Annotated in this window: 11 protein-coding genes; 1 reads left to right on the plus strand and 10 read right to left on the minus strand. The window is 65.2% G+C overall.

Annotation, left to right across the window (positions count from 1 at the left end):
* The 7 genes from R2601_RS05320 to cyoA all read right to left on the minus strand — a co-directional run.
* On the minus strand, window positions 1–1172 hold a 1172-nt coding region (locus R2601_RS05320), incomplete at its 3' end, for a glucan biosynthesis protein (protein WP_040545166.1).
* A gap of 367 nt (window positions 1173–1539) precedes the next feature.
* The gene (locus tag R2601_RS05325) at window positions 1540–2259 is read right to left on the minus strand and encodes an SURF1 family protein (protein ID WP_007794695.1); all 720 of its coding nucleotides are present in this window, start codon (window positions 2257–2259) and stop codon (window positions 1540–1542) included.
* A 64-nt stretch (window positions 2260–2323) separates the two neighbouring features.
* Window positions 2324–2707: a cytochrome o ubiquinol oxidase subunit IV gene (cyoD, locus tag R2601_RS05330; protein ID WP_007794697.1), complete on the minus strand. Its 384-nt coding sequence runs from the start codon at window positions 2705–2707 to the stop codon at window positions 2324–2326.
* Entirely contained in the window at window positions 2707–3366 is a 660-nt protein-coding gene (cyoC, locus tag R2601_RS05335) for a cytochrome o ubiquinol oxidase subunit III (protein ID WP_007794699.1), read from the minus strand. The genes cyoD and cyoC overlap by 1 nt, the downstream gene beginning before the upstream one ends.
* Entirely contained in the window at window positions 3363–3998 is a 636-nt protein-coding gene (locus R2601_RS27665) for a cbb3-type cytochrome c oxidase subunit I (RefSeq protein ID WP_007794704.1), read from the minus strand. Before R2601_RS27665 ends, cyoC begins: the two co-directional genes overlap by 4 nt.
* A complete protein-coding gene (locus tag R2601_RS05340; RefSeq protein ID WP_007794707.1) occupies window positions 3970–5355 on the minus strand; it encodes a cbb3-type cytochrome c oxidase subunit I in 1386 nt (461 codons plus the stop codon). The genes R2601_RS27665 and R2601_RS05340 overlap by 29 nt, the downstream gene beginning before the upstream one ends.
* Window positions 5345–6478 carry a ubiquinol oxidase subunit II gene (gene cyoA, locus R2601_RS05345; RefSeq protein WP_007794710.1) on the minus strand — a complete coding sequence of 378 codons (1134 nt, stop codon included), beginning with the start codon at window positions 6476–6478 and terminating at the stop codon, window positions 5345–5347. Before cyoA ends, R2601_RS05340 begins: the two co-directional genes overlap by 11 nt.
* A gap of 407 nt (window positions 6479–6885) precedes the next feature.
* Here cyoA and htpX point away from each other — a divergent pair, with 407 nt between their 5' ends.
* On the plus strand, window positions 6886–7833 hold the full coding sequence (gene htpX / locus R2601_RS05350) for a zinc metalloprotease HtpX (protein ID WP_007794713.1): 948 nt from the start codon (window positions 6886–6888) through the stop codon (window positions 7831–7833).
* A gap of 12 nt (window positions 7834–7845) precedes the next feature.
* Here the strand turns inward: htpX and R2601_RS05355 are convergent, their stop codons facing one another.
* Genes R2601_RS05355 through R2601_RS05365 form a run of 3 tightly spaced genes read right to left on the minus strand, consistent with a single transcriptional unit; the run spans window position 7846 to window position 10851 of the window.
* The gene (locus R2601_RS05355; RefSeq protein WP_040544383.1) at window positions 7846–9366 is read right to left on the minus strand and encodes a PhnE/PtxC family ABC transporter permease; all 1521 of its coding nucleotides are present in this window, start codon (window positions 9364–9366) and stop codon (window positions 7846–7848) included.
* Window positions 9335–9997 (minus strand): ATP-binding cassette domain-containing protein, encoded by a 663-nt coding sequence (locus R2601_RS05360; RefSeq protein ID WP_007794719.1) that lies wholly within the window; start codon window positions 9995–9997, stop codon window positions 9335–9337. The genes R2601_RS05355 and R2601_RS05360 overlap by 32 nt, the downstream gene beginning before the upstream one ends.
* Window positions 9994–10851, minus strand: coding sequence for a putative selenate ABC transporter substrate-binding protein (locus tag R2601_RS05365; protein WP_007794722.1), 858 nt, complete (start codon window positions 10849–10851; stop codon window positions 9994–9996). Before R2601_RS05365 ends, R2601_RS05360 begins: the two co-directional genes overlap by 4 nt.
* Window positions 10852–11820: the final 969 nt, after the last annotated feature.

Below are 11820 nucleotides of genomic sequence, written 5' to 3' on the forward strand. Positions count from 1 at the left end.
TCGAGCAGGCGCACGGTGCCCTTGCCCCAGTTGCCCAGCGGCTGGACCATCAGCGACGGACGCTTCTCGTAATGCGCCTGCGCGTCGAGGTACTGGTCGAACTCGCGCTCGCGTTGGACGAGGCCGAAGGAGGTCGGGTTCTCGGCCCCGAGATAGGAGCTGGCAAGCCGGGAGGGGTTCTTCAGCGGACGGTAGAAGGTGGTTTCGCCCACGTTCAGCACCAGCGCGCTGCTGTCATGAACCGAGGAGCGATAATCGTAGAACGCACCCGGGTCGGCACCGTCGAACAGGAACATCGAGGTCAGCGGCGAGATGCCCAGCTGCGCCACGTCGTTGCGCATGTAGAGCCGCGCGGTGACGTCCATCGTGGTGGTCTCGCCCGGGGTGATGACGAAGCGGTAGGCGCCGGTGACCGAATTGCTCTCCAGCGCGGCATAGATCGTCATGTGATCGGCGCCGGACGCCGGGCGCTCGAGCCAGAACTCGGTGAAGCGGGGGAACTCCTCGCCATCCGAGAGGCCGGTGTTGATCGCAAGGCCGCGCGCGCTGAGGCCGTAGACGTTGTCGCGGCCAAGGGCGCGGAAATAGCTGGCACCGAGGAAGGCGACGAGCTCGTCCCACGTGTCGGCACGGTTGAGCTGGTTGTGCAGGCGGAAGCCGGCGACGCCGGGCATGTCGAGATCCTGCGGCACCTCGCCCTCGTAGGAAGAGTAGTCGAAATCCTCGACACCGAAGCCCATCGGCAGGGCTTGCCCGTCGACGACCTCGTGCATCCGGATCGGCTCCTTGAAGAGCCAGCCAAGATGGAAGGCGTGCAGGCGGAAGCGCGCGGCGGTGTCGTCGCCCCAGCGCGCGTGGTCCTTGTCGAAGCGGATGCGCTGGTAGGCGTCGTAACCGAGCTCGGCGAGGAACCCCTGCACCTGCGACGGGCTGGCCGGGTCGGACTGGCTGGCCTGTTGCATGCGCTCTGACAGCAGGTCGAAGGAAAAGGCCTCGCCTGCGGGCGCAGTCTGCTCGGGCGCGGCGGCGTCCTGTGCAAAGGCCGCAGGCGCCAGCAGCGCGGCGGGCATCGCGCTACACAGCGCGCCGATCATGGTCCGGCGGGTGAGGGCGTGGTGGGAGCAATCAGGAGTATCCCGTCGTCGCGGGTGGAGCGTTCTGTGTGCGGGCATCTGTCTTTCCATGTCGTTGATCACAAAATAAAGTCCGCTATTCCGGGAAGACCATCCTTCGCTGTCGCCATGCGCGTGCCCTTGCCGATGAGGCGCGGAACCACGCTTATGACCGGCACTGAACGCGTCAAATGACATAGTGGTTCCGGCAACCAGGTGCGCAGGCGAGGAAAAACGCTCGACGAAAGGGCCGATGCGCGGAAAGTCGCACAACCTAGCCGCGAGCATCGCGCAAACGCAATGATTTTCAGCGATTTAAGGGGAGTCTGCCGGTTGTTTGGACCGGTTTGAATCTGGCGCTCCGCAGCGCCCTGACAGCAGGCTGTCGTCTCGGTTCGTGATGGTCATAGCCCCGCCAAACACCTCTTCAACGCGACCGCAGCTCCTGCCTGAGAATCAGCGCATAGCCGCTCAGCACCAATACGCCGAGTGCAAACCAAGTCAATGCATAGCTGAGGTGGCTGTTTCGGAACGAGACAACGGTCTGGCCACCACGCGGCCAGCCGTCGCTGTCGGTCCTCTCGGCATCGACGAAATACGGCGCGGCGCGCTCGAACCCCTTGGCCTCGGTGATCGAACCAATGTCGCGACGATACCAGAGTTGCTCGTCAGGGTTGTTGTCGCGCGAGAACAGCCAGCCCTTGTCTTCCGACATACGCACAAGGCCGGTCACGGTCGTCTTGCCCTCGATCCTCGAGATGTCGCCGGACTGGGCGCGCTCGAGCGGCACGATGCCGCGATTGACCATCACGATGGTGCCGTCATCGCGTTCGAGCGGGGTCAGGACGTAGTCGGCCGGGCCGTAGTCGGAGGGGGTATAGATCAGCACTTCCTCGTCGTTGCGGAAGCGCCCGGTCAGGGTGACGCGGGTATATTCGTTGTCCTCGGCAGTGATCGTGGGCCAGTCCGCGGGGCCGGGGGCAGGGACCGGCTCGGCATGGATGCGGCTGTCGACGCGCTCGATCAGGTCGAGTTTCCAGTGCAGGCGCTTGACCTGCCAGATCCCGAGGCTGGTGAAGCCGGCGATGCCGACCGCGGCGATCAGCGTGACGATGATCAGGCGCGGCCAGCGGATGGTGCGGGACATTTGAAACCCTCCGGAAAGCAGTCAGGGCCCCGAGGGGCCCTGACGGTTGGTACTGGATATAGGGTCAGCCCTGCTGGGACTGAAGGCTCTTCATCTGTTCAATCTGCTGATCCATCTCGTGCATCGGCATCATGTTCTCGTTCATGTTGTGCATGACCCAGAGCGAGCCGGCGAGCACGATCACGAGGATGATCACCGCGAAGATGGTCGCGAAGAAGTTCCAGCCCTCTTCGCTCGAGCGCTTGAGGTGCAGGAAGTACACGAGGTGCACGACGATCTGCACCGCGCCCAGCCCCATGATGATCCCCACGAGGGTGGAGCGCGCCATGTCGACCTCGGCCATGACGAGGTAGAACGGGATGATGGTCAGGATCGCGGCGAGCGCGAAGCCGATCATCAGCTGGCCCATGGTGCCGTGATCGTGTGCGTGGTGGGTATCGGCGGACATCAGATCAACCTCACGAGATAGACGAAGGAGAACACCCCGATCCAGACCAGATCGAGGAAGTGCCAGAACATCGACAGCGTGCCCAGACGCTGCATGTTCGGGCCGATCAGCCCGTGCATGCGGATCTGCACCATCAGCGTGATCAGCCAGATCAGGCCGCCCGTCACGTGCAGGCCGTGGGTGCCCACGAGCGCGAAGAACGACGACAGGAAGGCCGACCGATCGGGCCCGGCGCCGAGATGAATCAGGTGGTTGAACTCGTAGATTTCCATCCCGATGAAGCCGGCTCCGAACAGCGCCGTCACCGCCAGCCACATCAGCGTGCCGTTGGTGTCGGACTTGCCGGCGCGCAGCATGGCAAGGCCGAAGGTCACCGACGAGAACAGCAGCAGCGCGGTCTCGACCGCGATGAAGCCGGGCTCGAACAGGTCCTTGGGGGCGGGCCCGCCGGCATAGTTGCCGCCGAGCACCGCGTAGGTGGCGAAGAGCGCACCGAAGATCACACAGTCGCTCATCAGGTAGATCCAGAAGCCCACGGGCGTGGGGCTGGAATGGGCGTGGGCATCTTCGTGGGGCTTGGCCTCACGGGCGTGATGCATCGGACGGTCAGCCAAGGGTTCCACCATGGATTGCTGGGCCGGAGAGGTCGCGCTGCTCATGCCAGTGCTCCTTTCGACTCGGTTTCGCGCACTTCATCCGCGGGGATGTAGTAGTCGCGGTGGTAGTTGAAGGTGTGGGCGATGCCGACGGCGAGCATCGCGACGAAGGACGCAATGGCGAGCCACCAGATGTACCAGACCATCGCGAAGCCGAAGACCAGCGCAAGTCCCGAGATGATCACGCCGGACGCAGTGCCCTTGGGCATGTGGATCGGCTGGTAGTCGGTCGAGAACTGGTAGTTCTCCTTCTTCATCTGCCAGAACGCCTCGCGCCCGACCACGTTGACGTCCTCGGGGAAGTTGTACGGCGCCGGCGGCGACTGGGTCGCCCATTCCAGCGTGCGCGCATCCCAAGGGTCGTTGCCGCAGGCGAGCTGCTTGCGGTCGCGGATCGAGACGTAGAAGTTCATGAAGTTGCACAGGATGCCGGCAAGGATCAGCAGCGCGCCGATGGCGGCCACGATGAAGTAGGGCTGCCAGCCCGCATCCGGGTACATGTTCATGCGGCGGGTCACGCCCATCAGGCCAAGCGCGTAGAGCGGCATGAAGGCGACGTAGAAGCCCACGAACCACAGCCAGAACGCGCGCTTGCCCCAGACCTCGTCAAGCTTGAAGCCGAACGCTTGGGCCACCAGTAGGTGACGCCGCGAACACCGCGAACACCACGCCGCCGATGATGACGTTGTGGAAGTGCGCGATCAGGAACAGCGTGTTGTGCAGCTGGAAGTCGACCGGCGGAACCGCCAGCATGACGCCGGTCATGCCGCCGATGGTGAAGGTCACCAGGAAACCGATGGTCCAGAGCATCGGCACCTCGAGCCGCACGCGGCCTTTGTACATGGTGAACAGCCAGTTGAAGATCTTCACGCCCGTGGGCACCGCGATGATCATCGTGGTGATGCCGAAGAACGCGTTGACGTTGGCGCCCGAGCCCATCGTGAAGAAGTGGTGCAGCCACACGACGAAGCTCAGCACCATGATGCAGCCGGTGGCCCAGACCATGGTGCGGTAGCCGAAGATCGGCTTGCGCGAGAAGGTCGAGACGATCTCGGAGATGATGCCGAAGCAGGGGATGATGAGGATGTAGACCTCGGGGTGCCCCCAGATCCAGATCAGGTTCACGTACATCATGGCGTTGCCGCCGTAGTCGTTGGTGAAGAACCGGAAGTCCATGTAGCGGTCGAGCGTCAGCATGGCGAGCGTGGCGGTCAGCACCGGGAAGGCGGCGACGATCAGCACGTTGGTGATCAGCGCGGTCCAGGTGAAGATCGGCATGTCCATCAGCTTCATGCCCGGCGCGCGCATCTTCACGATCGTGGCGATCATGTTGATGCCCGACAGCGTCGTGCCGACACCGGCGATCTGCAGCGCCCAGAGATAGTAGTCCATCCCCGGCCCGGTGCTGTAGTTCGCCCCTGAGAGTGGCGGGAAGGCCAGCCAGCCGACACGGGCGAACTCACCCACGAAGAGCGAGATGTTGACCAGCAGCGCCCCGGCCACCGTCATCCACAGCGAGAAGTTGTTGAGGAACGGGAAGGCCACGTCGCGGGCGCCGATCTGCAGCGGCATCACGTAGTTCATGAAGCCGGTGATGAAGGCCATCGCCACGAAGAAGATCATGATCACGCCGTGTGCGGTGAAGACCTGGTCGTAGTGGTGTGGGGGCAGCCAGCCCTCGCTGCCGCCGGCGGCCATCGCCTGCTGGCCACGCATCATCAGCGCGTCGGCAAAGCCGCGCACCATCATGATGAAGGCGAGCACCATGTACATGATGCCGATCTTCTTGTGGTCCACCGTGGTGACCCAGTTCTTCCAGAACGGCACCCAGAGGCGGAAGTAGGTCATCAGCGCGAAGACCAGCAGCCCGCCGAGGGCGACGCCGGCGAAGGTGCCGATGAGGATGGGCTCGTGGATCGGGATCCAGTCGAGCGTCAGCCGACCGAAGATCGGCGAGAAGGTTTCAGCCGGTTGGATGTGCTCAGATGCCATTGGTTTCTTTCTCCGTCTGAGTCCCGAACGGGCTGCAGAGCGCGTTGGGATCCATTGCCAGAACGTAGGCGAGGGCGTTGGGCGCCTCGGTGCCGTTCAGGGCCTCGTGGTCGCTGCCGTGACCGCCGCCGTGGCTTTCCATCGGGGGCAGCTCGATGCGGTTGCCGAAGCCGTCGATGGTGCGGGCGCGGTCGTAGCTGTAGGCCGCCGCGTTCCCGACGCCCTCGAGGCCGCCGCCACCATTGTGATCGACCATCATCATGTGGCCCATGCAGACCTTGCCGTCTTCCACGCACATCTCGACGATGCGGCCGAAGAGTCCGTCTTCCACCGAGCCGTAATGGCTCACCGGAACGTTCATGCTGGGTTCTTCAAGCGCGAGATAGGTCTCGCGGTTGAGTGGCCCGGCCTCGGCGCGGATGCCTTCGACCCAGGCGTCGAACTCTTCGTCGCTGGTGGCGGTGGTGTCGAACACCATGCCTGCGAAACCGGGGCCCGAATAGTGGGCGCTGCGGCCCGGGTAGACGCCTTCCTCATCGGCGATGAGGTGCAGCTTCGTCTCCATGCCGGCCATCGAGTAGACCATGCCGCCGAGCGCCGGGATCGACAGCGTGTTCATCACCGTCGAGGAGCTCAGGCTGAAATTGATCGGACGGCCCGCGGGCACGACCAGCTCGTTGACCGAGGCGATGCCCTGTTCGGGGTAGATGAACAGCCACTTCCAGTCGAGCGACACCGCCTGGATCTCGACCGGCGCGCCGGCCTCGAGATGGTCGAGCGGGCGGTAGGGGTCGAGCCGGTGGGTGTAGACGTAGGTGTAGTAGCCAAGCGCCACGATGATCAGGATCGGAACGCCCCAGACCACCGCCTCGAGCTTGTTGGAGTGCTCGAACTCGGGATCGTAGTCGGACGTGTCCTCACGGTCGGCGCGATACTTCAGCGGGAAGTAGACCGACATGAACAGCACGGGGAGGATGACGATCAGCATGAGCAGGACCGAGATGATCAGCAGGTCGCGCTGCTGATCTCCGACCCAGCCTGCCGGTGACAGGACGTCGTACTGGCAGCCGGAAAGCGCGAAAGCGCCTGCCGCGGCCAGCAGCAGATTTCGGGTTCTATACAAGACTGTGCCTCTTCTTCGGGACCGGTCCTGGGGCATCTTGGGGAGAAGGCCGCAGGCCGGAGCGATGTTTGCAGGGCGCGATCTATCGCCGTCCCCGTGTGCGGTCAGTGCGACGCATGGCCGCGACAGGCGGCAAAACGGCCAGTCTTCACAGGGATTTGAGAATTGATAACTGCGCAGTGCATCATTCGTACGCATAAGATGACAGATCGACGCAGCTTATCCGGCGAGCCTTGCCGCGCGACTGCAACCAATGGGGCCGGCGAACGCCGCAAGCGACTCACGTGGAACCTTTCGGAGGTGACGGCGGGGACGTGACGCAGGCGCGGGCGCTGCATTGTGCGGGCGCGGTCCGACCCTATATCCTCCTCGTAGCAGCCCTGTCGGAAACAGAGAGGTCCGGGCCCGTGGGATATTTCAAGACTGCCGTTCTGATGGCCGCGATGACGGCGCTGTTCATGGGGCTCGGCTACCTGCTGGGCGGGTCGGGCGGCATGGTGATCGCGCTGGTGATCGCCGGTGCGATGAACGCCTTCAGCTGGTGGTCGTCCGACAAGATGGTGCTGAAGATGCACAACGCCCGGCCCGTCAGCGGCAATGACCGCACGGGGCTGGTGCAGCTGACGGCCGATCTTGCGCGCAACGCCGATCTGCCGGTGCCGGCGGTCTACGTGATCGACACGCCGCAGCCCAACGCCTTTGCGACCGGGCGCAACCCGCAGAACGCCGCCGTGGCGGTGACGACCGGCCTGATGCAGCGCCTCTCGCGCGAGGAGCTGGCGGGGGTGATCGCGCACGAGCTGGCCCACATCAAGAACCACGACACCACCATCATGACGGTGACCGCGACCTTCGCCGGTGCAATCTCGATGCTGGCGAATTTCGCGCTGTTTTTCGGCGGGCGGCGCGAGAACGGGCTCGGCATCATCGGCACGATCGCCATGATGATCCTCGCCCCCATCGCCGCGGCGCTGGTGCAAATGGCGATCAGCCGGACCCGGGAATACGCCGCCGACAAGGCCGGCGCGCAGATCTGCGGTGATCCGATGTGGCTGGCCTCGGCGCTGCAGCAGATCCAGTCCGCCGCCTCGCGCATCGACAACGATGCCGCCGAGCGTAACCCGGCCACGGCGCATATGTTCATCATCAATCCGCTGCACGCCCACAAGCGCGACAACCTCTTCGCCACCCACCCGGCGACCGAGAACCGCATTGCCGCGCTGCGCCAGCTGGCCTCCGAAATGGGCAGTGTCAGTGCCCGCGTGCCCGAGCCGCCGCGCGGGCCCTCTTCCTCTGCACCTTGGGGTGGTCAAAACCGCCAGCCGCCGCGCGACCGGTCGGGCCCATGGGGGTGATCGGAGGGCGGATCAGCAGCACTCGTCGCGGTAGCGGCGTGGCTCGCCAAGCGAGGTCCGCCGCCGCAATCCGCGCGAGATCCGGTCGACCGCCGCGGTGAGCAGCCCGGTGGCGATCAGCAGAACCAGCGCCCGGTCGAGCCGCAACTCCGCCAGCGCGCTGTCGATGTAGAAGCCCAGCGTGGCGATCCCCAGAAGCCCCATCACCGCCGTCTCGCGCAGGATGATCTCCCAGCGGTAGAGGCAGAGCGCGATGAACGGCCCAGAAAGCCTCGGTGCCAGTTCCCAGCCCCAGAGCGTCAGCCCGCGGGGTGCATCCCGGCGCAGGCCCGGCACGATCTCCTCGCCCTCGCGGCCCAGAAGATGCGCGATGATGGCGCCGTTGTGCAGCGCCAGCGCAAGGATGGCCGGCAGCATCGAGGGACCGAAGATCTGCAGGAAGAGGTAGGCCAGCATGTATTCCGGGAAGCTGCGCAGGATGACGAGCCCGAGATGCCCGAACATACGGCCAAACCGAGAGGTCACCCGCGGCACGATCAGACCGAACCCCGCAAAGGCCAGCGCGCCGGTCAGGGCCAGCGCGATCTGCGCCACCAGCACCGTTGCGATGATGCCGGGCAGCGCCTCGCTCAGCAGCAGCGGCCTCAGCCAGTCCCAGAGCGCGGCCCCGTCCCAGCCGTCGCGCAGCGGTGCCGGCACGATATCCTGCGTGAGAAAGCGCATCAGTGCGCCCGAGCCCATCGGCGGGCTCTGGATCAGCGTGAGCGTGACGACCGAGGCCAGCAGCCAGAGCGGCGCCAGAACGGAGCGCATCCACAGCCGGATCGAGGCGATCAGCACCACGTAGCAGATCATGATCGCCGAGGCCGCGCCGTAATCGCCCAGCCGGAAGAAGCTGTCGAGCTGGAAGCCCAGCGTCGGCAGCCCGACAAAGCCCAGAACCGCGCTCGCCCGCATCCCGCATTCCAGACGGTAGAGCGTGTAGTGCTTCATCACCGCGAGCGCGAGCGGTGCGCGCGCATAGAGAAAGCGCGACAAAGCGTCAGTGCCCTTGGGCAGAACCTGCGCCGGGCGCGGATCGGCCTCGTCGAGCTGCTCGGAGAACACCTTGGCGAAGATCCCGGCATAGGGCAGGGCGATGGCCAGAACGCCGGTCATCGGCGCGATGCCCATGACCTGCATCAGCATCAACGCCCAGAACAGCTCGTGCACCGAGCGCAGCGCGATGCAGAGCCAGCGCACGCCGCGCAAATGGTAGAATGGCGCCAGAACCAGCCCCGCCGACGCGCCGGCGGCCACGCCCGCCACGGCGAAGGCGACTGTCAGCCAGATGGCACGGCCGATCTGCTCCACCGCGGTGAAATCGGGGCGGATGAAGCCCGAGAGCATCCGCGCCAGCGCCGCGCCCGCGTCGTGGCTGCCGAGGCTCAGGTCGGCGAAGGGCAGCGCCAGCAGTGCCAGCGCGAGGAACAGCGTCAGGACCCGGGGCCGGGTCCAGCGCTCAGCCTGCGTAGAGCGCGGCAATCTCGGCATCGCTCAGATCCTCGGGGGCGGCGTCGAACAGGATGGCGCCGCGGCGGATGCCGACGAGGCGGGTGGCAAAGCGTCGGGCAAGGCCGACATCGTGCAGCGCCAGCATCGCGGTGGGAAAGCGGCTGCGGGCCTGCTCGAGCAGAACGCCGGCCTGGGTCTCGTCGACTGCCGAGACCGGCTCGTCGCCGATCAGCACGGGGCCGCCCCGCCACCAGGCCCGGGCCAGCGCCACGCGCTGCCGCTGCCCGCCGGAAAGCGCGTGCACCGGGCGGTCGATCTCGGGCCCGAGCCCCACCGCCTCCAGCACCTTGGCAACGCCGGCACGATCCCCCGCCCGCACGCGCAGCAGGTTGGTCAGGTTGTAGAGCGCCCCGTGGTCGTCGAGGCGCCCCATCAGGACATTGCGCAGCACCGAGAGTTGCGGCACCAGCGCATGATCCTGCGGCACGAGCGCCACGCGATGTGCCGGCGCCAGCCGGTCATGCACCGCGTTCAGCAGCGTGGACTTGCCCGCGCCGCTGCGGCCGAGCAGCACCACGCGCTCGCCCTCGGCCAGCGCGAAGCTGACCTCGGAGAGAACCGCGGTGCGCCCGTAGCCGAGCGTCTCGTTGTCGAGGATCGTCAGGCTCATTCGATCAGGCCGAGCTCCTTGGCGGTGTCCTCGATCGGCTGGAAGTCTTCGTTGGCGGCGGGGATGAAGGCCTCGCGCGGGAAAGTGGCCAGCAGTTCGGGATCGTCCATGCCGATCAACGCCGCCTGCACCTTGTCGGCAAAGCCGTCGCCAAAGCGCGCATCCACGTCGCCACGAATGGTCCAGTTGTAGTCGGGGTAGGGCGGGGTCTGCCAGATCACCTTTGCGGTCTCGACCTCGGGGGCACCCTCGGCCACGGCCTTGTCATAGACCGCGAAGTTCAGCGCACCCACCTGCCAGGCGCCGGAGGCCACCAGACGCAGGGTCTGCGAGTGATCGCCGGAGAAGCCCACGCGATCGAAGAACGCCTCGGGCGCTTCGCCGGTCTCCTCGCGGATCCAGTATTCCGGCATCAGCCGGCCGGAGGTCGAGGTCTTGGCGCCGAAGGTGAAGGACATGCCCTGCGCCTCTGCGGGGAAGCTGTCCGAGGGCTCGAGCCCGGTCTCGGTATTGGCGATGAAGTAGCTCACGAAGATCGGGTCTTCCTTGCCCTGCGCGATGGCGCGGGCTTCGGGCACCGCAAGCCGGGCCTGCACGCCGGTCAGGCCGCCGAACCAGGCGAGCTGGATCTGGTCGTTGCGGAACGCGGTGACCGAGGCGGCGTAGCTCTTCACCGGCACGAACTGCACGTCGACGCCAAGCTCGCCTTCGAGGTAGTCGGCGACCTTGGAGAAGCGCTCGACCAGACGGGTCTCGTCCTCATCGGGGATGGCGGAGAAATACAGGGTCTGGGCCGAGGCCCCCAGCGCGGTGGTGAGGGAGAGCGCGAGGGCGAGGGACGCGGTACGGATCATCGAACGGGTTCCGGATACTGTTGTCGGGACTGGGCCTGGAGGCACCTGCAGGTTGCCTGCGAGTTTTCCCGGAGAAATGCAAGCGACGCGGCCAGGGCCGCCCGTGATCTCGCCTCGAGTGGCCTGTTCCGCGTGCCTGTCCGTCGCCGCGTTCCGGTGCCTCCGAAGGGCTTTCGGCGCATGTTCCGAATGAGCCCTATATATACTGTGTGACGGCGTGGTGCTCTGGAGGTCGCCCGAGGCTGTCCCGGGCCGGGTTTCACTGCCGAGCCGACTCGTTGGCGCCCCGCATCGTCAAGAATCTGCGTTTCTTTGCGCGAGTCGGCGACGAGTTGCGGGCGGAAGCGGCCAGTGACTCGCGGTCGTTGGCCGGCGCGAGTCGGGGGCTTTTGTGGTTCGGAATGTTGCCGCCCCCAACATGTAGTTCTGACGGTTCTCCCCTAGTGCGGTGACTCGCTTGAAGCTGTTGGTGTTGCCGTTGGGTCAGGGTGTTTTGTTGTGGTGTTGGGCGAGAAAGTTTTCCCATCAAGTCATTGATATCATGTGATTTGTGATGTTCTTTTGGAAGAACATGACGTTTTCCTAAAAAAGGGGTTGCGGGTGTCGGGGGGTATCCGTAAAAGCCCCTTCACCGGCGGCGCTGAGGCGCACGACGGGGCGCCAGACGGGGCGGCGGCGAGGCGGAAACGCGGAGCTGACGCAGACGAGGCGGACGACAAATTCGAGAGGCATGACGGGCGGCGCGCCGGAAGTTAGGGCGCACTGGTTTGGTTTTGTCTCTCACGCTGTTTGACATCGCTAATATCTGAAGAGATATGTGGGCGACCTTGGTTCATTCGATGGATCAAACGTCTGTATATCGCGCTTCTAGGGTTTCGGCCCGATGATGAAGTGTCAGCTTCACTGTTTGTACGGCTTCTGGTTTTCTTAGGGAAACCTGGAGCACATCAAACAGATGACTCATCCGGT

It is taken from the genome of Salipiger bermudensis HTCC2601 (assembly GCF_000153725.1).
Taxonomy (GTDB): domain Bacteria; phylum Pseudomonadota; class Alphaproteobacteria; order Rhodobacterales; family Rhodobacteraceae; genus Salipiger; species Salipiger bermudensis.

What these genes read in the sequence shown, in the direction of transcription:
- cyoD (WP_007794697.1), bottom strand. Translation starts at nt 2,707, where the DNA reads ATGTCCGCCGATACCCACCACGCACACGATCACGGCACCATGGGCCAG.
- R2601_RS05355 (WP_040544383.1), bottom strand. Translation starts at nt 9,366, where the DNA reads ATGCCGAGATTGCCGCGCTCTACGCAGGCTGAGCGCTGGACCCGGCCC.
- R2601_RS05340 (WP_007794707.1), bottom strand. Translation starts at nt 5,355, where the DNA reads ATGGCATCTGAGCACATCCAACCGGCTGAAACCTTCTCGCCGATCTTC.
- cyoC (WP_007794699.1), bottom strand. Translation starts at nt 3,366, where the DNA reads ATGAGCAGCGCGACCTCTCCGGCCCAGCAATCCATGGTGGAACCCTTG.
- R2601_RS05325 (WP_007794695.1), bottom strand. Translation starts at nt 2,259, where the DNA reads ATGTCCCGCACCATCCGCTGGCCGCGCCTGATCATCGTCACGCTGATC.
- R2601_RS05360 (WP_007794719.1), bottom strand. Translation starts at nt 9,997, where the DNA reads ATGAGCCTGACGATCCTCGACAACGAGACGCTCGGCTACGGGCGCACC.
- R2601_RS05365 (WP_007794722.1), bottom strand. Translation starts at nt 10,851, where the DNA reads ATGATCCGTACCGCGTCCCTCGCCCTCGCGCTCTCCCTCACCACCGCG.